We start from the raw sequence: 23,775 nt of genomic DNA, 5'->3' as shown, positions 1-23,775 counted from the left end.
AACTTTTCCTTTATTTCTTGGCACGACGGCGACGGATGATCATACTGTCAGTACGCTTGTTAGAACGAGTCTTAAGACCCTTCGCTTTCTGACCCCATGGGCTGGTTGGGTGCTTACCGAAGTTACGGCCTTCACCACCACCGTGTGGGTGGTCAATCGGGTTCATCGCTGTACCACGAACGGTAGGACGAACACCACGCCAGCGTGCTGCACCTGCTTTACCCAGTGATTTTAGGTTGTTTTCAGTGTTAGAAACTTCACCAATAACCGCACGGCAATTCGCATGGATACGACGAGTTTCACCTGAACGCAAACGTACGATAACATATGCGCCATCACGCCCCAATAATTGAACCGCTGCACCAGCAGAACGAGCAATTTGAGCGCCCTTACCGATTTTAAGTTCAATGTTATGAATCACTGTACCAACAGGGATATTTTTAAGTGGCAAGCAGTTACCTGGACGGATTGGAGCTGCTTCACCTGATTGTACTTGATCGCCAACGCTCAATTTTTTTGGTGCGATGATGTAGCGACGCTCACCATCAGCATACTTAAGTAGAGCAATGTGTGCAGTACGGTTTGGATCGTATTCAATACGCTCAACTACAGCTGGGATACCATCTTTATTACGCTTAAAGTCAATCAGACGATAATGCTGCTTATGACCACCACCGATGTGGCGAGTGGTAATACGACCATTATTGTTACGACCACCAGTTTTAGCTTTTGATTCGACAAGCGGTGCATATGGACGACCTTTATAAAGGTGTGGATGCACTACTTTTTCAACAAAGCGGCGACCTGGTGATGTAGGTTTTGCTTTTACGATAGGCATTTTTTATTCCTTATTCGTTAGTCGCTGTTTCGCCAGTGGCTTCTTCACCAGCACCGATTTGTACGTCTGAACCAGCTTTTAAGGTTACATACGCTTTTTTCACATCAGAACGCTTACCAACAACACGGCCAAAACGCTTAGTTTTGCCTTTGGTGTTCAGTGTATTGACTTTGACAACTTCAACACCTTCAAACATTAGCTCAACTGCTTGTTTGATTTCGCGCTTGGTTGCAGTGCTATCAACTTTGAAAACTTGCACACCAAGAGTGTCGCCCAGACGCTGAGATTTTTCTGAAAATACAGGCGCTTTTAGTACCTGATATAGTCTTGCGTTGCTCATGCAAGTGTCTCCTCAAATTGTTTGGCTGCTTCAACAGTCATGATAACTTTGTCAAAAGAAACCAAGCTTACTGGATCAACTTCACGAGTACCCAATACATTTACATATGGGATATTGCGTGCAGCCAAGTACAAGTTTTCGTCAACTTCATGAGTTACGATCAATGCACGTGGTGCATTCAGTTCTGCCAGCTTAGCGATAAGCTCTTTAGTTTTTGGTGCTGATACAGCGATGTCATCAACCAAAACCAAACGCTCTTGACGAACCAATTCCGCCAAAATGCATTGCATTGCGCCGCGATACATCTTGCGGTTTACTTTTTGAGACCAATCTTGTGGCTTAGCAGCAAATGCACGACCACCACCAACCCAGATAGGGCTACGGATAGAGCCTGCACGTGCACGACCAGTGCCTTTTTGACGCCATGGTTTTTTGCCACCGCCAGAAACCTCGGCACGCGTCTTTTGAGCGCGGCTGCCTTGACGAGCACCAGCTAGGTAAGCAGTTACGACTTGGTGTACCAAGGCTTCGTTGAACTCACGACCAAAAGTGATCTCTGATAGTTCAACCGCTGCACCTGTAACAGTTTTTAAATTCACGTTAATCCCCTTTACTAGGCTTTGACTGACGGACGTACGATAACGTCACCACCATTAGCACCTGGAACAGCACCTTTGATGACTAGTACACCTTTTTCGGCGTCAACAGAAACAATTTCCAAGCCTTGAACAGTAACTCGTTTGTTACCCATTTGACCTGGCATTTTTTTGCCTTTGAATACGCGACCTGGGGTTTGGTTTTGACCTGTAGAACCCAATACACGGTGAGAAACAGAGTTACCGTGAGTTGCGTCTTGAGTGCGGAAGTTGTGACGCTTCACACCACCTTGGAAACCTTTACCCTTGCTTTGACCAGTGACATCTACCAACTGACCAACTTCAAAGATATCAGCTAGGATATTACCGCCGATTTCACGACCTTCAAGATCGCTTTCTTCTGCACGGAATTCCCAAACACCACGACCAGCAGCAACGCCAGCTTTTGCGAAGTGTCCTTTTTGAGCAGCAGTCACGCGGCTGTCACGACGCTCACCTGTAGTGATTTGGATTGCGTTATAGCCATCGGTGTCTACTGTTTTGATTTGCGAGATGCGGTTGGCATCAACCTCAACCACTGTTACAGGGATAGAAACGCCTGCTTCAGTGAAGACTCGGGTCATGCCGCATTTTTTACCGACTAAACCAATCGCCATTTTAGACCTCTTTATATTAATAGTTTAATAGTTCAAACCAGACTTATGTTCATTAGCCCAAAGCGATCTGAACATCAACACCAGCTGCCAGATCTAGCTTCATCAATGCATCAACAGTTTTGTCTGTTGGTTGCACGATGTCGATCATGCGCTTATGGGTGCGAATTTCGTACTGGTCACGAGCGTCTTTGTTGACGTGTGGTGATGTCAATACGTTGAACCGCTCAATACGAGTCGGCAACGGTACAGGACCGCAAACTTGTGCACCTGTACGCTTTGCAGTATCGACAATCTCTTGTGCCGACTGGTCAATCAGACGATGGTCGAACGATTTTAGTCGGATACGGATTCTCTGGTTAGCCATGCCAACAAGCTCCTAATTAAGTGCTTTATAAACTTCCATCAAACGATGTCAGTTAAACCGTTAAAATTCACTTTCAAATTATGAAAAGCAAAATAATCCTATCCCTGCCCACCATATGCAAAAGGCAAGGTAGCAGGGGCGTTTGTTCAATAGTGCCAAAAACGATGCTTCGGCTGTGGCGTTGTCTTAGTACTTCCTTTGTGTTGAACAAGGTTCATTGTTGAAGTAAACTTTTTGCATTCTTTACAAAAAGTGCAACGCAGTTCAAATGATTTGCATATTATACACGAAAAATTCGTGAATGCAAGGCGTTTATTAGATTTTTTGCTAATTATTTCTTAAATTTTGGATTGATAAATGAGTCTCTAGCAGTCCAAAAATCAACTCACAAAATTAATGACCAATTTTAGTCTAGCGCAATGTTGTACTGCTCAGGCGTAAAAAAACTTTCAATCTCAAAACGAATCGGTTTGCCTATCAAATATTCTAAATCGGCTACTGTGCCCGCTTCGCTAGATAGCATCATATCGATGACGCTTGCATGGGCGATGACGGTGAATTGTTTGGGCGCATTAAAAGTGCGTCCATAGCGCATGATTTCACGAAAAATTTCAAAACACACTGTTTCTGCGGTCTTAATATAGCCCTTGCCATCACAAACAGGACAAGGCTCACACAGCTGCTGCGGCAGTGACTCCCTGGTGCGCTTACGCGTCATCTCCACCAAGCCAAGCTCGCTGACTTGGGTGATATTGGTTTTGGCATAGTCGTGGGTCAGCTGCTCTTGTAAGCTTGTCAGCACATCGGCTCTGTGCTCTTCTTCGGACATATCGATGAAGTCAAGAATGATGATACCGCCAAGGTTTCGCAGGCGAATTTGGCGTGCGATGGCGTGAGTGGCTTCAAGATTGGTCTTATACACCGTATCTTCTAAGCAGCGCGCGCCAACATAAGAGCCTGTATTGACATCAATAGTAGTCATGGCTTCTGTCTGATCAATGATCAAATAGCCGCCTGATTTAAGATCCACACGGCGTTTTAGGGCATTTTGCAGATCTTCTTCGACGCGATATAGATCAAATAAGGGAATCTCGCCTGCATAATGCGCCACCATCGGCGCAATGAAAGGGACGAATTCTTGGGCAAAATGCGCCACTTCGTGATACACCATCTCATTATCAATGAGTACTTTGGTTGTTTTTTCATTAACCAAATCACGGATACAGCGAAGCGGTAGTGATAGCTCTTGGTAAATCAGCTCGCTGCGTTTATTTGAATGCAGGCGTGCTGCGGCTTGACGGGCGATGATGGTTTGCCAAAGCTGCAATAAATAATAAATGTCTTCTTCAAGCTTAGGCTCGCTCATCTTCTCAGCGGCAGTGCGTGCGATGAGTCCGCCTTTTAAGTTGGCGTCTTGCATGAGCTGGGTCAAGATATCCTTTAATCGCGTCCGCTCTTCGCTTTCTTCGATGCGTATGGACACCCCCACATACTCATCACTTGTGGGCAAATACACCAAGTAACGCGAGGGCAAAGAGATGTTGGTCGTCAGACGCGCGCCTTTTGTACCCAGTTCATCTTTGATGACCTGCACCAAAATTCTATCGCCTTCTCTAAGACGGTATTGGATCAATTCAGATTTTGGCGGCTCAGCTTTTTTGGGTAAAGCAGGGGTCTGGATATCGATGGCAGAGCTATGCCCTTGTTGCTCGGTGCGCTCATCTTGAGAAACTGTGCTGTGATGCGCTATCCGAAGCTGCGTAATCGGCGCTGGTGGCACTTCGTCCAAGCCATCACTGCTGCGCTTGGGTTTTTGCATATCATTGGCATGTAAAAATGCGGTTCTGGCTTGTCCGATATCCACAAATGCCGCCTGCATGCCCGGCAAAACCCGCACCACAGTACCCAAATAAATATTGCCCACCAAACCAAGTTTTTGATGGCGTTCAATTAAAATCTCACTGGTAACGCCATCGGTCAGCACCGCCACGCGCGACTCCATGGGCGTATAATTAATTAATAATTCTTCTGACATTATTTACTCTTTATTTATAATTTTAGCAATTTTTATCTTATGCTTATGGTAAGCGATATTCACTCAATGTGCAAGTTTAACGCCCCTTGGATGAGCTTTTTGGTTTAGTCAACTCTGATATCAATCCATTGAATTGGACTTGGCAGTAAATAGAGTTATAAATTAATAAAATGGCAAGCTAGTTTACTGCTTGGCTAGCATCTGATCAATCAAAGCAAGCGTCTGTGCCAATGGCAGCCCGACAACATTGGTATAACTGCCATCAATCGACAGCACCCAAGCCATCGCGCCCCCTTGAATGGCATAAGCACCTGCCTTATCCTGCGGCTCACCAGTCGCCCAATAATCCGCCATCATCGCTTGAGTCAGCTTAACAAAGGTGACTTTGGTGCACTCACAAATCACTGCCTGATCAATCAGTTGACCTGCCTCAATGACGCTGACACACACCGCCGTCCAAATCTCATGCGATGTCTCTGAAAGCATCTGCCACATACGATAAGCATCTGCCCGATCTTTAGGCTTGGTCAGCACCATATCACCAATCACGCCAATGGTATCTGCGGTGATCAAAAGACACTTATTCGGCAAATCGCCATACAGGCTTGCTTGCTGCGCCTTAGTCAGCACCATACGATTGATATAGTCTGTTGGCGTCTCTTTGATTTGCCAAGACTCATCAATCTCAACTGAGCGCATCATAAATTCAACGCCCGCTGCCAAAAGCAGCTCTTGGCGTCTTGGTGATGTGGATGCCAGTACAATGGGCAGGGTTTGCAAATCATTCATAATCAGTTCAAGATAGCATATAACAAAAGCATTATCCGCTTTTTGGCTTACTTGGTCAAATGGCTCGCTGCGCTGTTTTAGAGTCGCCGATAGATATTTAAGAGCAAAAACCATGAAGACTTGAAAGTTTGTTTTGTGCCTGTGTCAAGCTATGGTACAATTAGGCTATTTTATTAGGCTTTATGCAGTTAATTTTATAAGACACATCAGACTCAATCTGCGTGATCAGCTTTTGGCGGCATCTACGATGGTAAATAAGCTGCCATCAAGCCATCAATGCGTGGCTTACTTGCTTGATTTTGGCTGATCATTTTGGGCGAATTTGTGTGATTTTTAGGAGTATTCATGTCAATCACCACCGAAGATATTTTAGGCTGTGCAAATTTATCACGGCTTGCGCTTGATGAACAAACCGCACAAAGCTATGCAGGCAATTTGGATAAAATCCTAGCCATGATGGACGTCTTAGACAGCGTGAATACCGACCACATCAAGCCTTTGGCGAATATTCACGAAGCCTGCACCGATTTGCGTGCTGATGTACCAAATCCTGACATTGACCGAGAAGCTTATCAAGCAATCGCCCCCAAAGCCCAAGATGGGCTGTATTTGGTGCCTCAAGTGATTGAGTAATCATGGTTCTACTTAGATCTGTCGCCATCAGTGTATTGCTTAGCTTTGGCTTGATGATCGGCAACACTGCCTTTGGGGCGCCTGCCAAATCTTCAATTCAAACAGGGCATCTGCCTGCTTTTGTTGATTCTGCTTTTGCTGTCAAATACGCACTACAATATCAGCAATACGACAAAATCACGCCCCACATCCACCCCACCAAGGGCGTGCGATTTAGCATGTATGCCTATGTCAATCCTGACAAAGACAAGGTATTTAGTCAGGCTGAGTTTGACAAATATTTAAACCAATCCAAAATCAAATTCACTTGGGGTGAAAAGGACGGCACAGGCGACTTATATATCGTAAGTTTGCCAACTTATCTGGCAAACTGGGTGGTGCGTGATACACGTTTTGAAAAGGTTGGCGTAAACGAATTTTATGGCACGGGCAACAGCCTAAACAACTTGGCAGACGTCTATCCTGAGCATGAATTTGTGGAATTTTATTCTGCTGGCAGCGAGACCTACGCTGGCATGGATTGGCGGTGTGTGCGACTGGTTTTTGAAACCTATCAAGGTCTCCCTTATTTGGTGGCAATCATCACCGACGAATGGACGATTTAGTTTTTATTGTTAAATATGAGTTAATTAAAGGGTTTTTATGACACAATTTCATCAGTTATCGGTTCATGAACTGGTTCAAGGGCTAAAAAATCAGTCTTTTTCGAGCACAGAGCTGACCGAGCATTTTATCAATCGCATTGACAGCTTGGATGGACAAATCAACAGCTTTATCACCAAAGATTTTGAGAATGCCCTAGCCCAAGCCAAACTTGCAGACAAGCAAAGAGCAGACGGCGACAACCGACCGCTTTTGGGCGTGCCAATGGCTCACAAAGATAACCTATGCACCAAAGGCGTATTGACCACCGCTGGCTCAAAAATGCTATATAACTTTGTCTCGCCTTATGATGCTACCGTGGTACAAAACATCGCAAACAGCGGATTTGTCAGCCTTGGTAAGCTTAATATGGACGAGTTTGCCATGGGCTCAGACAACGAAAGCTCACACTTTGGCGCAGTGCATAACCCTTGGGACTTAGGGCGTGTGCCAGGCGGTTCGTCAGGCGGTTCGGCGGCGGCAGTGGCGGCAGGCTTTGTGCCAGTGGCGACAGGCTCGGACACCGGCGGCTCAATCCGTCAGCCTGCCAGTTTTTGTGGGGTAACGGGCATCAAGCCCACCTATGGGCGAGTGTCTCGCTATGGCATGATTGCTTATGCGTCAAGTCTAGACCAAGCCGGCACCTTTGGTAAATCTGCCTTGGATTGTGCTTATTTGCTTGACCCGATGAGCGGCTACGACAACAAAGACGCCACATCTATCAACCGCCCCACTGACACGCTTGTGGCAGACATTTTGGCATGCGACATCGCCAGCGACAAGCCACTTGCCGGCAAAAAACTGGGCGTACCCAAAGCCTATTTTGGCACAGGGCTTGACAGTGAAGTTGAAAAATCCATTCGCTCTGCCCTTGCCACTTATCAACAGCTTGGTGCAAGCATCGTGGAGATAGATTTGACCGACCCGACAATCACGCTTGCCACTTATTATCTGCTCGCCCCTGCCGAAGCCAGCTCCAATTTATCTCGCTATGACGGCGTACGCTTTGGCTATCGCTGCGATAGCCCCAAGGACTTGCACGACTTATACACACGCAGCCGCTCCGAAGGCTTTGGCGAAGAAGTACAACGCCGCATCATCATGGGCACTTATGCCCTATCAGCAGGCTATTTTGACGCTTATTATACCAAAGCCCAAAAGGTACGCCGTCTGATTGTGGAAGATTTCAAAAAAGCCTTTGAAAAATGCGACATCATCGCAAGTCCCACCGCCCCCACGCCTGCCTATAAGCTTGGCGAAAGCCTAGACCCTGCCACCATTTATTTGGGTGATGTCTATACCATTGGCGTCAACTTAGCAGGCTTGCCGGCACTGTCGCACCCAGTCGGCATGGCACAGGGTTTGCCTGTGGGCTTACAGCTGATTGGTAAGCATTGGGCAGAAAGCGAGCTTTTAAAAACAGCTCATATTTATCAGGCAAATACTAAGTTTCATCAGGCAAGCTCACCCCTTGCCCAAACTGACGCCCCATAAGAGAGCCACCCATGCTAAAATCCAAACTTGGTATCGCCCCCACGCTAACGCCTAGCGGTGCGTTTTCGCCGTCGCCCGTGTCGCTGGCTTTGGCAACGTCAAAGACCACCGATTATGACCACACGGTCTATGACAATCCCTATCAAGGCGATAAAAAGATTCTCATCATCGCCACCGAAGACGGCGAGATGACCATGCAAAATGGCAAACGGTTTTTGACGGGCAATCACCCTGTTGAGCTGTTTGTGCCGATGCTGCACTTACAAAAAGCCGGATTTGAGTTTGACATCGCCACGCCCACAGGCAAGGCAGTCAAGCTAGAAACTTGGGCAATGCCGCACAAAGATAAGGCGGTCATGCAGCTGTATGACGCCTATCAGCCCAAGCTTAGCTCGCCAATCTCGCTAGATAGCATCACCACGCTGGCAGATTATGTGGCGGTGTTTTTACCAGGGGGGCATGGGGCAATGCTCGGTCTGCCAGACAATCCAAACGTGGCAAGACTGCTGCTTGACGCTCATGACAGCGGCAAGTTTACCTTGGCGATTTGTCATGGACCTGCCGCCTTGCTTGCCACCAATTTATTTAGGCAGCCGTTTGTTTATCAAGGCTATCAGATTGCCACTTTTCCTGACAGCATGGATAAGGTGTTGCCGCACATCGGCTATCTACCAGGCAAAATGCCATGGCACTATGCTGGCAAGCTTAGTGCTCTTGGTGTCCGCATTGTCAATCACTTTGCCGATAAAACTTGCCACATTGACCAAAAACTCATCACCGCAGCCAGCCCCTTGGCAGCCAACGACTTTGGTAAATTATCCGCCAAAACGCTGCTGGATTTTGTGCATCAAGACAACAGCTAATGCTCTATTGCTCAGACTTAATAATAATCAGTGACATTCAGGAATCATTATGACCCACCAAGCTCCCCTTATTGACGGTTATGAAGTTGTCATCGGCATTGAAATTCATTGCCAATTAAACACCAACTCCAAGATTTTTTCAAACGCTCCCACCACCTTTGGGGCAGCCCCCAACACCGCCGCCACGATTGTGGATTTGGGCTTTCCTGGGGCGTTGCCTGTCTTAAACGAAGGCGTGATTGAGCGTGCCTTGAAATTTGGTATGGGTGTCAATGCCAAACTTGGCACATACAACACCTTTGACCGCAAAAACTACTTTTATCCCGACTTGCCCAAAGGCTATCAAATCAGCCAAATGGCAAACCCCATTGTCGGCGAAGGCTATATTGACATATTGGTCAATGCAGGACAAAAGGACGAATACACCAAGCGTATCGGCATCACACGAGCCCACCTAGAAGAAGACGCTGGCAAGTCGGTACATGACGCTGTGCCTGCCATGACGGGCGTGGATTTGAACCGTGCAGGCACGCCGCTCATTGAGATTGTCTCTGAGCCTGACATGCGGTCGGTCGCCGAAGCGGTCGCTTATGTCAAGACCATTCATGAACTGGTAACGTGGCTTGGTATTAGTGATGCGATTATGGCGGAAGGCTCGTTTCGTGCTGACATCAACGTGTCTGTGCATAAGCCAAACACCCCCTTTGGCACTCGCTGCGAACTTAAAAACCTAAACTCGTTTCGCTTTATTGAGCGTGCGATTAAATCCGAGATTGAACGTCAAATTGACCTGATAGAAGACGGCGGAAAAGTTATCCAAGCCACAAGGCTTTACGACCCTGAGCGTGATGAAACACGTGCCATGCGCACCAAAGAAGAAGCCAACGATTACCGCTATTTTCCCTGCCCTGATTTGTTGCCTGTGGTCATCTCTGATGACACCTTAGCAAAAGTCAAAGCCGACATGCCAGAGCTGCCAAGTGTCCGTAAAGAGCGTTTTGTCAGCGAATTAGGTCTATCCACCTATGATGCCAATGTACTCAATGGCAGTCGTGAGCTGTCGGATTATTTTTTACAAGTCATCGATATCGTAGGACAAAATCATGCCAAAACCGCAGCCAACTGGGTCATGGGTGAGCTGTCTGGGGCGTTAAATAAAGCCGAGCTTTCTATCAGTCAATCCCCCATCAGTGCCGAGCGTCTGGCAGGACTGATTAGCCGCATCAATGACAACACCATCAGCGGCAAAATCGCCAAGCAAGTCTTTGGGCTATTGTGGGAGAGCGACAAATCCGCCGATGAGATTATTAGCGAACATGGACTCAAACAAGAGACCGACACAGGGGCGATTGAAGCCATCATTAAAGAAGTTCTTGCCAATAACCAAACCATGGTGGACGAATACAAAGGCGGCAAAGAAAAAGCCTTCAATGGTCTGGTCGGTCAAGTGATGAAGGCAAGTAAAGGTAAAGCCAATCCTGCTCAGGTGAATGAGCTGTTGAAAAAGTTGATATAGTGACTTTTATTCAACATAAATCACCAAGTTTTGAACTTGGTGATTTAGCTTTACAAAACCAAAAATTAATATGTTTTTAATTTAATACCTGTTGAATTTAGGTTATGTAATGGTGAAAATACTAAAATACCTCCTAGCTCTGTCTCAGCACCAGAGCTTGTTACCCCTACAGGGTGATTTTTATTAACTCGAATTGAATAAACCGCCCCTCCGCTATCACCATCTTTAATACGCAAGCTAGATCCTCTTACTACGGCAAAAGCAGGCTCACACGCCATTCCCTTTAAGCTTGCTGGACACGCATTTTTTGCATTATTATGCGTGTAAGTTTGTGAAATAACACCGCAGCTTTTTCCTGTTGTCTGTCCATGTTGGCATGCTGGTATGCCAACTGATGGATTGATATATTCTCTCACAAGCTCCTGTGTAACGCTATCAACATAGTATAGATTGCTGACTTGTGTAGAATCTCTGGGAGTTATAAACATAATATCATGAGTGGTTGCGTTCTTATCATAAAAAGCGATGATCATATCAGTTCTTGGATCATTCCCATAACCTTTATAGATTATAGGGGTCTTTTCCTGCAATGTCTTATCAGCACAATGAGCAGCTGTAAGCAATCCATTTTGTCCGTTATAAATCGCTGGAAATGCAGAGGTGCAATTATTTAATTGCGTTATACTAGGAGTGATTTGAACTCTTTGGTTAATTGGAGCCCCGCCTTTTAAACTCAAAGTCTCTAACGGTTGAGATAGAAATTCAATTTCAGTCTCAATTCCTGATATTTTTTTAATAGATTGATCGTTCTTTAGCATATTTTGCTTATCAACATTTGGCTCATAAATACTGATAATGATTCTATCTTTAACAGGATCATAGCCCATCATAGAAAATCCCTCTATATTTTTGGCCAACCTAGCACTTTGATTTTTTATAATATTGGTAATTGCTTGAGCATTTCTAGGATTGTTCTTTAGGATTAATACAGGCAACTCATTTTTGGTGCCAGCTAAAGCTCTCATCTCTTTCAAATCTCGACCTTGTGCAGTAGTTCTCACCACCAGCCGAAACTCACTTTCATTATCAAAATAAATGGATACAATATCATCACCAAATTTAGCTTGCATTTCATCGATAATTGACTGGCTGTGATTAATTAAATCTAATCTTCTAATAGCTTCTTCGCGACTAATATCAAACTCCGCAATATAAACCTCGATCAATGACTCATCCAACACAGAGTCTCGAGCATGACTAATGCTGCAAAACGATAGAACAATACTTAATGTCAATACGATGTTCTTGAAACGTATGATTGCCTCCATGTTAATTTAGTCCGATCACCTTGTCGGGGTTTGTTTGAATGTTATATTATCATAATAATTACATCAGTAAACTTATATTATTATTTTTTATTGTATAAAATATGTAAATTTAATTTGTATCAATTCATGATTTCAATGAGCCATACTTTTAATTTGATGGCACACAACCCATCCACATCTAAATACAGACCACCACCCTAAAACTCAAAAAACCACTTGCCAAATCGACAAAATCCGCTACAATAGGCACATCGGAATGTAGCGCAGCTTGGTAGCGCACTTGCATGGGGTGCAAGGGGTCGTAGGTTCAAATCCTATCATTCCGACCAAACATTAATTTCAGGGTGTCCATTTCAGTGCGACACCCTTTTATTTTCAATGCTTTAAGTCTTTTTTCTTGTCCTATGTGGTAGCACTCAATCCCTTTAAATCCAATTAATTTGTTGGTATCATTGTTGGTATCATAAAAACCGATACCAACAAGGGGTAAAAAAATGCTTACCGATACCCAAATAAAGAAACTTAAGCCATCTAACAAATGCACACATGGCAAAGTAGATAAATACACGGATGGAAACGGCTTACAACTTTGGGTAAGACATACAGGCGTTAAGTCTTGGGTGATTGCCTACCGATGGCATGGTAAACAGCAAAGCATGACCATTGGCACATATCCAAGTATCAGCCTACAACAGGCACGCTTGCACGCCCTAACCATCAAAGAGAAAATCAAACAAGGCATTGATCCAAAGCACACCAAGCCATCAGCGGTGCTATTTGGTGATGTGGCTAATGACTATCACGCTAAACGAGATCCGAACAATCCAGCCAATGCAGGCAGGCACACCGTCACCATTGGCACATACAATAGAGATTATAGATCGTATATTAACGACATAGCCCCAAAGATCGCACATATTGATATAAAAGCCGTCACGCCTGCCGACATTCTCAATATCGCCAAAAATATTGCAAGCCGTGGCAGTCATGACATGGCAAGGCGAGCAATACGCCAAATTGGATCGATCTATCAGCACGCCCAGCATAACAGCCAGTTTACAGGCATATCACCACATACAGGATTAGAAAAACAGCTCGGCAAACAGCATAAAGAACATTTTGCACGCATTGAGTTTAGCGAGCTAAAAGCCTTATTTGCCGACATTGAGCAAAGCAACATTACACCACTTACCAAGCTTGCCTTTCGCTTTATCTGTTATACCTTTGTTCGCACAAAAGAAATGCGTTTTATGACATGGCAGGAAATAGATTGGGATGCCAAATTTTGGCGAGTGCCTGCCGAGAGGATGAAAATGCGCAAACCGCACATTATCCCATTATCCGATCAAGTCATACAGATTTTACAGACCATCAAGGCAATGGAGCTAAATGATGAATATGTATTTTACAATCCAGTATCAAAAACACCGATCAGCGAAGCAGTCTTAACAAGTGCGCTAAAGCGTCTAAATTGGCAAGGTAAAATGACTGGTCACGGCTTTAGAGGATTGGCAAGTACCACGCTACACGAACGCCAATATCTACATGAGGCGATTGAGCTACAGCTTGCACACCAAAAAGGCAACGCAACAACGCAAGCATATGACCACGCCAAACACATTCCCTACCGTGCGCAAATGATCCAAGATTATGCCGATTTGGTAGATGGGGAAATTGGCGCTATCGAAACACTGATCAAGGCAATATCGCCATAAAAATAAATATAAAAACCTAGAAAATGGGGAAAGTGGGAAAGTAACCCATGCAAAGCCTTTAATACCAATGCTTTTCAAGCTTTCCCCCTGCTAGGAAAGTAAGGGAAAGTAGGGGAAAGTAAGGGAAAGTTAGCCCAGCACCTTTTAAAATCCGCTACACCGCTACATTTTGACAGGCTGATTTATGAACTAGATCGCTTTAGATCGACAAAATCTAAATTAGACAACGCCATCTAATGCTTGGGCAGATCTAGCCTTTTGATAAACCTTGTTATGCTTGATAAAAGCCCTTATAATGTAATTACAAATAATCATGACTTAGGGGATCATCATGCCAACCATACACACCAAGCCGATCATGGCGGGCAATTCTCAAGCGGTAAGATTGCCCAAAGAGTTTGCCTATCCTGCCAATACCCCATTAATTCTTAGCAAAGAAAATGGCGTGATCACTATTAGACCCGTCACCACCTTAGATGAAGTGCCACAGATTTTTAAAGCCTTGGGCGATAAGATGAGTGATGAGTTTGAGCGCATGGAGTTAGATGATGTGGAGCGTGACTGGTGAAATATCTGCTTGATACTAATATTTGTATTTATCTTTTAAAACACCAGCCAAAAAGCGTGCTAGATCGTTTTGCCAGTTGTCATGTGGGCGAAGTTGGTATGAGTGCGATCACATGGGCAGAATTATTAAGGGGCTTGGATAAATATGAGCCTAAAGCAGAGTTTGAGCGTTTGCGTGGCTTACTTCAGGTGTTGCCGTTTGATGAAAAAGCTGCCGTATGTTTTGGTGAATATATGCAAACCGCCAACCATAAAGCCAGTTTTGATACGCTGATCGCTTGCCATGCCAAAGCCCATCAATTAACCCTAGTCACCAACAATACCAAAGATTTTGAGCGGTATGGGGTGAGCTTGGAGAATTGGGCGCAGGCGTGATTAAGGCTTATCTAAATTAATGGATAAAAACCATAAAACAGTTTTAGCAGGCTAGGAGTAGCTACCGAACAGCGGTTATTTTTGCACCTTAGACCGCCACGCCTGCTATCTTATTTTTAAAGGTGCTGATTTAATAAGGTGCATGATGGGATTTTTTGATGAACTAATCAAACAAAAAGATGGTGAATATATACCAGTTTGGCAATGGGTGAATGAATTGGCAATATCGCATGATAGCGATATACAAGCGGTGACTGCACATTTGCAAACTACCTATAAGGATTTAACCGTTTATCGCAGAGATGGAAAAGCGATTTACACACCTAAAAGCAAAACAGGGCTAGGCGTGTACGATGAACGCACGATATTTGAAAGCGCTTTGGACACGCTACAAAGCTACATTGATAGCTTTACTGGTGAATTGAATGTTTATGAACTTGAACATGATACAACAAGCAACCCAACCTATACCGACTATTTGAAAAAAACAGAATTACCGACATTTGGGGAACAATCACCAAGCATGGCAGGCGTGAATGACAGCAACAGCCCCATGAATGCAGGTGAGATAATAGCAGGCTTACAAACACGCATTTTAGACCTACAAAGACAGCAAAACACCACGACCGCAAACGATGACAGCCAACAGCAGATAGCAGACCTGCAGGCAGACAATGCACGCCTGCAAGCACGCATTGCAGAACTTGAGAGCGAACTCAACCAACAAGCCAATGCCACGCCTGCATTTGATTTACTGTTAGATACAGCACACGAATATCACGCCCCCGACCTTGCCCATGCCGTGCGATTGTGGCTTGATATTTATGCCAATGGCAAGCCAAAAGATGATAGCCATACCAACTTAGCCAATCAATGGATTAGCAAGAACACCAATTACCATAAAAATGATGATGGCTATCAGATGATGCAAAGCAGAATTAGAGAAATTGCCACGCCATTAAAAGATTTTGGCAAAAAACGCATTAAAGAAATTAAACAATAGTCATTATGTAAGTAATTGATTTATATATACCCTACCTACCCAAGGTGGGGTATTTTTTGGCTTACCCCACTTACCTAGGGTGGCTATCAAACTCTTATCATACACCCAAGCACCGCATGACAGCATAGCGGAGAGTTTTAACCACCTTGGGAGTAAGACCATGACAGAACCTACACTACCTGCTCAAGGCATGAGCCGAGCTAAAGACATTTTACCGCTTTTACCTTTTGGCAAATCTACCCTTTGGCGAAAAGTGAAAAGTGGCGAGTTTCCCCAACCTATCAGATTTGGTACAAATTGCACCGCTTGGCGAAACCAAGATATTCATGCTTGGCTTGCTGATCCGATCGCATGGGAGCAAAACCAATGACCCAAAACCAACAAATCCTAGATTATTTGATGGCAGGCAATACGATAACACCACTTGAGGCTTTAGAGCGGTTTGGGTGTTTTTCGTTAGCGGCTAGGGTGTACGAGCTTAAAAACACGCATGGCAAGCCAATTCAATCCAAACTGATCGAGCTACCCAATGGCAAGCGATGCGCTCAATATTGGCTAGATCGTGACTATATCGCCATCACCAGCCTTAAAGATCAAATGGGCGTGAATGGGGTTAAATCAGTATGAACGGTTTGGGAACAGATTGGGAACAGATTGGGAACACCGCTAAGACATTCCGCCCAAATCGTCCAATACGCCATAAAAAATGCCCCATCATCAGATGACAGGGCAAAACTTACTAGCAAGGACATTATAACATGACCAAAATTAAACAACAAAGACAATATCATGAATTTTCATCACTTGCACTCATAGGCAGGCTAGGGCAAAATAACCGCACTACTAAATTAACAGCGGTACAGCCAAGCCGTCATCCTTTGGCTATTTTTGCGCCTACTGTTAGCGATAACAGCCCCACAGGTGTAAATATATCGTCATTACAAGATACGGACAGTATCACCAGTTATGACGGCTTGAGAGAACCTAATACAATACCCTTTTTGGGAAATAAGTTCCGCCGTCTGTTAACGGTAGTTGAGAGCCGTCGCCCTACTCTAGCGACCATACCAACTAAATTAACAGGAAACCCACGCATGAACCATCTACTATTTACCCTTGCCAGATTATCCCCCGCCCAATCTTTTGCCATTGGCGTTGTCATGGCGTTTTCTATCATTGGCTTTATTTGTACTGCCATTGTGATTGTGCTTGCTATTGCAGGGGGTGCGCTATGAAACAAGATAAATTAATCAGCGCACTATCCAACATTGAAGGTGCAAAAATCATCATGGAAGATTTAAATAATATCTTTGGCATTTTGCGTGAAACCGATCCCCAAGAAATAGAGCGCATCAGATCGCTAACTTTTGTTATGTGGAAAGAGCTAGAAACTGCTTGCCAATATCTAAATGATGGCTACAAGGTGCTAGATGATGAATATTCAAAAGGGGCGTTCAGATGAAAAAATATCACGAGCTAAACAGCCAAGAACAAATCGCCCCACAAGTAAATTATGGGATTGAGTGCCAAGCGTTAGGCATTTATCGAATGTTTGATGACAAATCAGATGCCCAAGTCTTTGCCGAGCAATTACAAATAGATTATCCGCACCATGACATTTTAAGACTCAAAGGGTATCTTGATACTTGGGGTGATGAATGAAAATTGATATTTATGCACTATTGAATGATTTGTCACGCCTGCCACCTGATGCCATCCCACTAGAGACCTACAAAGGCGACAAATGGCGTGTTATCAATGCCGAGCTAAACGGTAGATTGTACAACCAAACGCCCTGCCTGCTGATGCACGATGCCAAAGGCAGGCTTGCCAATGCGTTTATTTATGATCGTGCTTATCATCATACTTTGAGCGCTTGGGATAATCATGCCGTCATCATTGGCGATCTACATTCTGCTACCAGCTACCATGTTATCGCAGGCGTGGACGATGGCGAGATCATCTATCGCCATATTCTGATGCAGGGTGAAAATCCTTGCATCATCGCCTTGCCTGATAAATTTGCCGACAAATTACCCTTATTGGCGATCGCCTTTGGTCACTACCAACCAATGAAAGTGTATTGTACAGCAGATAAAAAAGATGATCTGATTGACCAATTAGCCAATAAAGTTAATGCCAATATTTACGCATCGATCAGCAGACCAAGCCAAACGCCTAACGCCTTACTTGATGCCGATTTTTTCAGCGTGGCGAGCGTTAGCCTTATTCAATGGCGAACGCCCATACCGCTAGAGCCTGCCAAATCTTATGATAATCCCTATCCTGTAGAAGCGTTTGGCGAGCCTTTGAGCGATGTGGTGAAGATGTTGGCGTATTACACTCAAACGCCTTTATCATGGGCAGGTATGGCAGTTTTGGGCGTATTATCCACCATCGGACAATCTAGGGTAAATGCACCATTGGGCAACACCTATAAGCCAAGTAGTTTATTTTTATTAACCGAAGGCGAAAGCGGAGGCGGTAAATCCAAACTACAAGATTTGGCATATCATGCCGTCGATCAGCACATAAAAAATGCTCAAAAAGCATATCGCCACGAGCTAAACCAATGGCAAGCAGAATTAGCCAGCATCAAGCCCAAAGATCGTGCAACATGGCTAATGGAAAATCCAGAGCCTAACGATCCTGATTTTATCTTAGATGATGCCACCATTGAGCCAGCTTTAGATAGGTTTGTGATGGGAGAGCTTAATAATTTGGTATGGCGAACCGATGAGGCGGCGAAGTTTTTTGGTGGTCATACCATGAAATCAGATACCGCAGGCAGTGCGATGGGCAATATCACAAGCCTATACAGTGGCGGAGCGGTCAGACGCAAACGCTCAATACATAGCAAAAACGCCATAAAGGGCGTGGCGTATGACTGTAGATTGACATTCTGCCTAAGTGGTCAGCGTGTAATCCTTGAACCAGTATTGAAAGATCGTTTAATGGCAGAACAAGGATTATTAGCACGCTTTTTATTCACTGCCGAGCCGTCCTTAGTGGGCTTTCGTGATTGGAGCAGTAAAGATAGGCTAAGCCAAGATGAATATGCCGACAGCGTATTAAAAGGCTATTGGGCAAGGTGTAGCTACTTGATGCAGGATTTATTACCCACAGGGCATAATCCGTTTACTGATGGCGAGCTACCCACTGATGACAAGGGGCGGTTTAATATGCCCTTTGCTGATGGTGCAAAACAGCACTTAGCCAATTTTCAGCAATCCATAGAATGTAAGATACTAGGCGAGCTAAAGACTGCTAAAGAAGTGGCAAACCGTATGGCAGAGAACGCCAGCCGAATTGCTACCTTGCTTGCCTTTTATGATGGTGCTACCAAGCTAAGTAGTCAATACTTGGACGGTGCATTTAAACTGGTTTGGCACTCCGTCAGAGAATTTATAAACTATGGCAAAGATGATGAAAAGTCAGACGCTCAAACTGTGCTTGAATGGTTTGCCGACAAATATATACCCAAGCATCAAATGAGCTACATACTTTATGCCGATATGCAAAGCGCCATCACGCCCAAAAAGTTAAGGAAAAAGGAAATCTTGGAGAACGCCACCGACAGCTTGGAAAGTCATTATTATATCGTCGTGCAAGGACAACCAAAGACGGTGTTTTTTAATCCCATCTTACTGCCTTAGCTGATGCGCCAAATTGGGGATGGTTTGATACTTTCCCCAGTTTTCCCCACTTTCCCCCACTTTCCCAATAGGGGGAAAACTTGCAAAGCCTTATATACCAAAGCTTATCGCCTGCCACTTTCCCACTTTCCCCAAAATCACTGTTTTTTATTTTATTTTTAAATTTCGATTGGTAAAAAGATAGATTTACTCATATTTAAATACATATATGTATATACAACTACAGTCATATATAATAATGTATAGATTTGTTTGCTGATATTTAAATACATATATGTATATACAACTACAGTCATATATAATAATTAGGAAATACGACAGCTTACGACTTTTCGGAGCAGTATTGTAAGAGAATAAAACAACCTTATAACCATCCTATGACTTTTCTATGACCTTTCTATAACTTGATATACCTTAATCGTCATCAGTGAATTTAAGCGCACCTGTGGGGGCTTGCTTTGGTATATCCCAAAGACAGACCAGTCAGCCATAACAAAGCAAAGCAAGCAAATCAGAGAGTGTTACACTGATGGTAATATCCATCAGCTATCACAGGAATATAATTTATCTTGCCAAGCAATTTATCAAATCATTAAGCAAGGCAAATGATGGGATAAGGTTGGTTACTTTGGGATGTGGTGAGCTGAGCGCATGGGGTGGGTAAAAAGTTCAGAAAGATTGCCTTGTAGCACCGCCTCCTTAAAAAAATTTTTACGACCGCGAAATTAAAAGTTTTGGGCAGTATCAAGAAAAGGTAAAAAAGGGGAAAAAATGGCGATTTTTAGGGGTGACTTTTTAATTTGTTGGTATCATTGTTGGTATCGGCTATTTGGTATCTTATTTTAATCATTTATTTTCAATGAGTTATAAAAATTGTTTTATTCCTATCATTCCGACCATATTAAAAAGCGCATCATTGATAGATGCGCTTTTTTATTGGCGTTTATTGAGCTTGATCAAGGATATATCTGACCGCCGCATACACTTCAGCTTCTGTCACTTCTCCCACAGCTTGCGCCGGCATTTTATTAAATCCTTTGGCAGAATGGATTTGCAGCGTCTCAAGCCCCTTATCACTTAAACGCTTTTGCCATTCGGCTTTTGCAGTTAATTTAGGCGCATCAAGCAAGCCTGCATCGTGGCACACCTTGCAAGATTTTTCATAGCGAGCCTTGCCTACCTCAGTAGACGCCTCTGTCACCACCGGATTATCTTGAGCCGCATCAGTCGGCAATGCTGACTCGGTGGTCTCACTTTGGATATCCGATTCCGTTTTTGTCATGGTATTGGCACTATCTGACTGGGTAGCATCAGTCTCAGATGTTGCTGTTGATACGCTTTGATCATTGGCAGCAGGTGGTGAGGTTTTTGGTGCATCATCGCTGCCGCAGGCAGTTAGCCAAAGACCCAAGCACATGGGCAAAATAAATCGTGCTGACTTAAAAGATTTTGCTGTCATACTTCCTCCCTTAGAAATGAAATTTTATAAACCAATTTTTTTTAAAAATCTCAATAACACACATTCAGACTTATTGATATCAAATTTATTATGATAATAATATCATAACTCCTTAAAATCTGATAAAAAAAATATTCAATTAATAAAATACTTTAATAACAAAATAACTCTACCCCAACAATCCCTTTTGCTCTATCATAATGCAAATCTAGCTTTATTTACCTTTAATAAAATAGATTTCGTTGATTATTCAAGTCACTCAAACAAGCGCCATGGAGGTTTTATGAAAATCGCTGTCCTTTCTATCGCTGCTATGATTTTGTTATCGGGCTGCAATGCCGTCACCGCTACCGCTGATAAGATGATGAACAAAGACAGTAACTTCTCTCAGATAGAAACCACGCAATATCCCATTGGTGAAGGTCCTAATTATGATGCGCAGACTAAAGCAGATGCGGCTTTGGTTGAAATGCAAAAAATTCAGGCTAAAAATGCTCAATACCCAAAAGGTGAAATGCCTAACCCATCAATGCAATAATTAAAGGCTCTATTCATCAAGACATTCTCTTTGTGAATATACGATAAAAAACCGCCAAAAATATTTCGGCGGTTTTGTTAGTATCTAAAAATTTTACATATTTTGTGGTGTTAAAATGGTCAATTCAACACGGCGGTTTTGGGCGCGTCCAGCGTCAGTCGCATTTGAGGCAACTGGCTGACGCATACCATAACCCACGGTTTGGATACGATGAGCAGCCACGCCTTGGCTGACCAAGTAGTTACGCACAGATGCAGCGCGGCGCTCAGATAAAGCTTGGTTATAAGCTGCCTGACCAGTCGAATCAGTATGACCTGCAACTACGATGGTCGTCTGATTGTACTGCTTCATCGTGTTTGCCAACTGATTCAAGCTGCCCAAAAACGCACCATTAAGCGTTGCATCATCATGAGCAAAGGTAATGTTACCAGGCATGGTCAAATTGATGTTACCAGTATTAGTGTCATGAGTAACAGTCACACCTGTGCCTTCCATTTGCTGCTCAATTTGCTTAGCTTGGCGCTCCATATAGGCACCTGCCGCTGCACCGACCGCTGCACCGATAGCAGCGTCACGACCGGTTTTTTCACCGCCTGTCGCTTTTGAGATAGCGGCGCCGCCCAGAGCACCTGCCACGGCGCCAATCACGGCTTTATTCACGCCGCCAGGCCCAGTGCCATTAGCACCGCCTGCAGTACCCGTATTCGCACAGCCTGCCAATGCCATGCTAGATGCCAATACCGTAATACCTAATGCCTTCATTTTCATTGAGAACTCCTTGCGCCTACTCTTAGACTTGTTTCATGTAAGTAAAATTAATATGTTTTCACATAAGCTTTGCTTGCTTAAGCTCATTATGAACCTAATTTCTTGCTTGATTGTATGACTAATGTAGGCTGGATGTGCGCTTTTTATTATTGATTGAGCTTTGATAGTGATCAAGCCTGCTTAAATTCACTTAAAATTACCGCAAATGCACGCCAATCCCCTAAAATTGATCCAAAATTGCGGCCAACAGCGAGCAATTTTTATCATATTTATCCATCTTGATATGAATTGTTACAATCTCAATGCATTTTTTGGTGTCAAATACAAATAAAACATCAAAATGAGCGAATTTTTTGCCTATTTTGAGCAGTTTTTGGTAAACTATGCCAATTAATGTACAACTGTGTACAAAACTTCTGTCATTTGAATTAAAATGACATATTTTGTAATAAATATCGCGATGAGTTAGGTGAACCATGTCAAAGTCACGCAAAACCCTGCCTTTTTTTGAAAAACTTCATGCCAAGCAGCCAAAGCTTGCCCAAAAGCTATCATTGGTGACGAGCACAGGCACCATCGCCGCTAACAGTTTAGCACTCGGCGCCCCTGTGCTTGGGGCAGGGCTGGCAAAAATGCTGACTGGCTCAAAAACTGCGGATAAAACAGTCATTGGGATCGCCAATCATTGGATTCACACCAATAACTTGCTCATTGATAAGGTACTGCCTGCCAAAGATTGGCGCATTCACTTACCTAGTAATCTTGATCCCAACGGCAGATATCTCTTGATTTGCAATCATCGCTCATGGGTGGATACCAGTATCATCCAATATGTCAGCGAAGGCGTGCTGCCGATTACTCGTTTTTTTGCCAAGCATGAGCTGATTTATATCCCGATCGTGGGTCAAACCTTTTATTTCTTGGACTTTCCCATGATGAAGCGCCACACCAAAGCACAAATCGCCAAAAATCCTGATTTGGCGCGCCGTGATTTGGATGAAGCTTTGCGCGCCTGCCAATCCTTGAAAGACAAACCTTTTGTCTTGCTCAATTATTTGGAAGGAACGCGTTTCACCGCCGCTAAGCACGCCCAGCAAAATTCCCCTTATGAGCATCTTTTAAAGCCCAAAGCGGGCGGCTTTGCACTGGCATTATCCAGCCTTGGCAGTCAGATTGATGGCATTTTGGACATGACCTTGGTCTATCCTGACGGCGCACCCGAATATAGCGATCTTTGGTCAGGTAAGCTGTCTCGGCTGTCAGTGGATATTGAATTTGTCAGCCCAGATGAGGCGCTACTCTCGGCTCTTAAAAATGGCGAATATGATACCGATGAATCAGTCAAGCAAGCGCTTTATGCGTGGCTTGATGAGATTTGGCAAGCCAAAGATCAAAAAATTGCCGAGCGATTGGCGGAATTTCATCAATCTTAATCAAGCCGCAAATCCAAGTCCATCAAAACATATCTTGATGGACTTAGTTTATGGCTTTGAATTAAATGCAATTGGCTACTTAAATGCTAGATTAAAATTTAAACGGCGTGTGTTTTGGTTGGTTTTTGGCTTTAGTTTGGATAAAATACACCCATCATCCTTCTGCC

Annotated in this window: 28 protein-coding genes and 1 tRNA gene; 19 read left to right on the top strand and 10 right to left on the bottom strand. The window is 44.0% G+C overall.

Going from position 1 to position 23,775, the window contains the following annotated elements; all coding sequences use genetic code 11:
• Positions 1 to 10: 10 nt before the first annotated feature.
• From rplB to B0180_RS08550, 7 genes are all read right to left on the bottom strand, one after another.
• Positions 11 to 838 carry a 50S ribosomal protein L2 gene (gene rplB / locus B0180_RS08580; protein ID WP_049236813.1) on the bottom strand — a complete coding sequence of 276 codons (828 nt, stop codon included), beginning with the start codon at positions 836 to 838 and terminating at the stop codon, positions 11 to 13.
• A gap of 10 nt (positions 839 to 848) precedes the next feature.
• The gene (rplW, locus tag B0180_RS08575) at positions 849 to 1,178 is read right to left on the bottom strand and encodes a 50S ribosomal protein L23 (RefSeq protein ID WP_003656987.1); all 330 of its coding nucleotides are present in this window, start codon (positions 1,176 to 1,178) and stop codon (positions 849 to 851) included.
• Positions 1,175 to 1,777 carry a 50S ribosomal protein L4 gene (gene rplD, locus B0180_RS08570; protein WP_049236811.1) on the bottom strand — a complete coding sequence of 201 codons (603 nt, stop codon included), beginning with the start codon at positions 1,775 to 1,777 and terminating at the stop codon, positions 1,175 to 1,177. Before rplD ends, rplW begins: the two co-directional genes overlap by 4 nt.
• 14 nt (positions 1,778 to 1,791) lie before the next feature.
• Positions 1,792 to 2,430: a 50S ribosomal protein L3 gene (gene rplC / locus B0180_RS08565; RefSeq protein ID WP_003656990.1), complete on the bottom strand. Its 639-nt coding sequence runs from the start codon at positions 2,428 to 2,430 to the stop codon at positions 1,792 to 1,794.
• Positions 2,431 to 2,482: 52 nt separating this feature from the next.
• Complete coding sequence (gene rpsJ, locus B0180_RS08560; protein ID WP_003656991.1) at positions 2,483 to 2,794, bottom strand: 30S ribosomal protein S10; 312 nt, start codon at positions 2,792 to 2,794, stop codon at positions 2,483 to 2,485.
• A 406-nt stretch (positions 2,795 to 3,200) separates the two neighbouring features.
• Positions 3,201 to 4,829 (bottom strand): Rne/Rng family ribonuclease, encoded by a 1,629-nt coding sequence (locus B0180_RS08555; RefSeq protein WP_078256558.1) that lies wholly within the window; start codon positions 4,827 to 4,829, stop codon positions 3,201 to 3,203.
• Between the two features lie 183 nt (positions 4,830 to 5,012).
• A complete protein-coding gene (locus B0180_RS08550; RefSeq protein WP_078256636.1) occupies positions 5,013 to 5,618 on the bottom strand; it encodes a Maf family protein in 606 nt (201 codons plus the stop codon).
• 345 nt (positions 5,619 to 5,963) lie between these two features.
• Between B0180_RS08550 and gatC the strand changes: the two genes are divergently transcribed.
• Genes gatC through gatB form a run of 5 tightly spaced genes read left to right on the top strand, consistent with a single transcriptional unit; the run spans position 5,964 to position 10,766 of the window.
• On the top strand, positions 5,964 to 6,251 hold the full coding sequence (gatC, locus tag B0180_RS08545; RefSeq protein WP_078256557.1) for an Asp-tRNA(Asn)/Glu-tRNA(Gln) amidotransferase subunit GatC: 288 nt from the start codon (positions 5,964 to 5,966) through the stop codon (positions 6,249 to 6,251).
• Between the two features lie 2 nt (positions 6,252 to 6,253).
• On the top strand, positions 6,254 to 6,856 hold the full coding sequence (locus B0180_RS08540) for a hypothetical protein (RefSeq protein ID WP_078256555.1): 603 nt from the start codon (positions 6,254 to 6,256) through the stop codon (positions 6,854 to 6,856).
• A gap of 37 nt (positions 6,857 to 6,893) precedes the next feature.
• Positions 6,894 to 8,387: an Asp-tRNA(Asn)/Glu-tRNA(Gln) amidotransferase subunit GatA gene (gene gatA / locus B0180_RS08535; RefSeq protein WP_078256553.1), complete on the top strand. Its 1,494-nt coding sequence runs from the start codon at positions 6,894 to 6,896 to the stop codon at positions 8,385 to 8,387.
• 11 nt (positions 8,388 to 8,398) lie between these two features.
• Entirely contained in the window at positions 8,399 to 9,250 is an 852-nt protein-coding gene (locus B0180_RS08530) for a DJ-1/PfpI family protein (protein ID WP_078256550.1), read from the top strand.
• A gap of 49 nt (positions 9,251 to 9,299) precedes the next feature.
• Complete coding sequence (gene gatB / locus B0180_RS08525) at positions 9,300 to 10,766, top strand: Asp-tRNA(Asn)/Glu-tRNA(Gln) amidotransferase subunit GatB (protein ID WP_078256547.1); 1,467 nt, start codon at positions 9,300 to 9,302, stop codon at positions 10,764 to 10,766.
• Between the two features lie 65 nt (positions 10,767 to 10,831).
• On the opposite strand, the gene B0180_RS08520 is transcribed toward gatB, so the two are convergent.
• Entirely contained in the window at positions 10,832 to 11,992 is a 1,161-nt protein-coding gene (locus tag B0180_RS08520) for a trypsin-like serine protease (protein ID WP_208609399.1), read from the bottom strand.
• A gap of 354 nt (positions 11,993 to 12,346) precedes the next feature.
• Here B0180_RS08520 and B0180_RS08515 point away from each other — a divergent pair.
• The 12 genes from B0180_RS08515 (at position 12,347) to B0180_RS10395 (ending at position 20,019) form a co-directional block, all read left to right on the top strand.
• Positions 12,347 to 12,423, top strand: a tRNA-Pro gene (locus tag B0180_RS08515).
• Between the two features lie 165 nt (positions 12,424 to 12,588).
• Positions 12,589 to 13,809: a tyrosine-type recombinase/integrase gene (locus tag B0180_RS08510; RefSeq protein WP_078256545.1), complete on the top strand. Its 1,221-nt coding sequence runs from the start codon at positions 12,589 to 12,591 to the stop codon at positions 13,807 to 13,809.
• A 331-nt stretch (positions 13,810 to 14,140) separates the two neighbouring features.
• On the top strand, positions 14,141 to 14,377 hold the full coding sequence (locus B0180_RS08505; protein ID WP_078256544.1) for an antitoxin: 237 nt from the start codon (positions 14,141 to 14,143) through the stop codon (positions 14,375 to 14,377).
• Positions 14,374 to 14,751 (top strand): type II toxin-antitoxin system VapC family toxin, encoded by a 378-nt coding sequence (locus tag B0180_RS08500; RefSeq protein ID WP_078256543.1) that lies wholly within the window; start codon positions 14,374 to 14,376, stop codon positions 14,749 to 14,751. Before B0180_RS08505 ends, B0180_RS08500 begins: the two co-directional genes overlap by 4 nt.
• Positions 14,752 to 14,896: 145 nt before the next feature.
• A complete protein-coding gene (locus B0180_RS08495) occupies positions 14,897 to 15,754 on the top strand; it encodes a hypothetical protein (protein WP_078256542.1) in 858 nt (285 codons plus the stop codon).
• A gap of 160 nt (positions 15,755 to 15,914) precedes the next feature.
• A complete protein-coding gene (locus B0180_RS08490; RefSeq protein ID WP_078256541.1) occupies positions 15,915 to 16,124 on the top strand; it encodes a helix-turn-helix transcriptional regulator in 210 nt (69 codons plus the stop codon).
• Positions 16,121 to 16,381 carry a helix-turn-helix domain-containing protein gene (locus B0180_RS08485; protein ID WP_078256540.1) on the top strand — a complete coding sequence of 87 codons (261 nt, stop codon included), beginning with the start codon at positions 16,121 to 16,123 and terminating at the stop codon, positions 16,379 to 16,381. Before B0180_RS08490 ends, B0180_RS08485 begins: the two co-directional genes overlap by 4 nt.
• Positions 16,382 to 16,512: 131 nt before the next feature.
• On the top strand, positions 16,513 to 16,989 hold the full coding sequence (locus B0180_RS08480) for a hypothetical protein (protein ID WP_078256539.1): 477 nt from the start codon (positions 16,513 to 16,515) through the stop codon (positions 16,987 to 16,989).
• Positions 16,986 to 17,216, top strand: a complete 231-nt coding sequence (locus tag B0180_RS08475; protein WP_078256538.1) for a hypothetical protein — start codon at positions 16,986 to 16,988, stop codon at positions 17,214 to 17,216. Before B0180_RS08480 ends, B0180_RS08475 begins: the two co-directional genes overlap by 4 nt.
• Positions 17,213 to 17,416 carry a hypothetical protein gene (locus B0180_RS08470; protein ID WP_143821300.1) on the top strand — a complete coding sequence of 68 codons (204 nt, stop codon included), beginning with the start codon at positions 17,213 to 17,215 and terminating at the stop codon, positions 17,414 to 17,416. The genes B0180_RS08475 and B0180_RS08470 overlap by 4 nt, the downstream gene beginning before the upstream one ends.
• Positions 17,413 to 19,410, top strand: coding sequence for a DUF3987 domain-containing protein (locus tag B0180_RS08465; protein ID WP_078256537.1), 1,998 nt, complete (start codon positions 17,413 to 17,415; stop codon positions 19,408 to 19,410). The genes B0180_RS08470 and B0180_RS08465 overlap by 4 nt, the downstream gene beginning before the upstream one ends.
• A 417-nt stretch (positions 19,411 to 19,827) precedes the next feature.
• On the top strand, positions 19,828 to 20,019 hold the full coding sequence (locus B0180_RS10395; protein ID WP_078256536.1) for a Mor transcription activator family protein: 192 nt from the start codon (positions 19,828 to 19,830) through the stop codon (positions 20,017 to 20,019).
• A gap of 334 nt (positions 20,020 to 20,353) precedes the next feature.
• Here B0180_RS10395 and B0180_RS08455 read toward each other — a convergent pair whose 3' ends face one another.
• Complete coding sequence (locus tag B0180_RS08455; protein WP_078256535.1) at positions 20,354 to 20,869, bottom strand: c-type cytochrome; 516 nt, start codon at positions 20,867 to 20,869, stop codon at positions 20,354 to 20,356.
• 283 nt (positions 20,870 to 21,152) lie between these two features.
• Between B0180_RS08455 and B0180_RS08450 the strand changes: the two genes are divergently transcribed.
• Positions 21,153 to 21,407: a hypothetical protein gene (locus tag B0180_RS08450; protein ID WP_078256534.1), complete on the top strand. Its 255-nt coding sequence runs from the start codon at positions 21,153 to 21,155 to the stop codon at positions 21,405 to 21,407.
• Positions 21,408 to 21,500: 93 nt separating this feature from the next.
• Here the strand turns inward: B0180_RS08450 and B0180_RS08445 are convergent, their stop codons facing one another.
• Complete coding sequence (locus B0180_RS08445; protein ID WP_078256533.1) at positions 21,501 to 22,175, bottom strand: YiaD family glycine zipper/OmpA-like lipoprotein; 675 nt, start codon at positions 22,173 to 22,175, stop codon at positions 21,501 to 21,503.
• A gap of 476 nt (positions 22,176 to 22,651) precedes the next feature.
• Between B0180_RS08445 and B0180_RS08435 the strand changes: the two genes are divergently transcribed.
• Positions 22,652 to 23,608, top strand: a complete 957-nt coding sequence (locus B0180_RS08435) for an acyltransferase (protein ID WP_078256531.1) — start codon at positions 22,652 to 22,654, stop codon at positions 23,606 to 23,608.
• Positions 23,609 to 23,775: the final 167 nt, after the last annotated feature.

It is taken from the genome of Moraxella canis (genome assembly GCF_002014965.1).
In the GTDB taxonomy this organism is placed as follows: Bacteria; Pseudomonadota; Gammaproteobacteria; order Pseudomonadales; family Moraxellaceae; genus Moraxella; species Moraxella canis.
The sequence above is the reverse complement of the archived record's forward strand: the minus strand, read 5'-3'. Positions and strand labels throughout refer to the sequence as shown.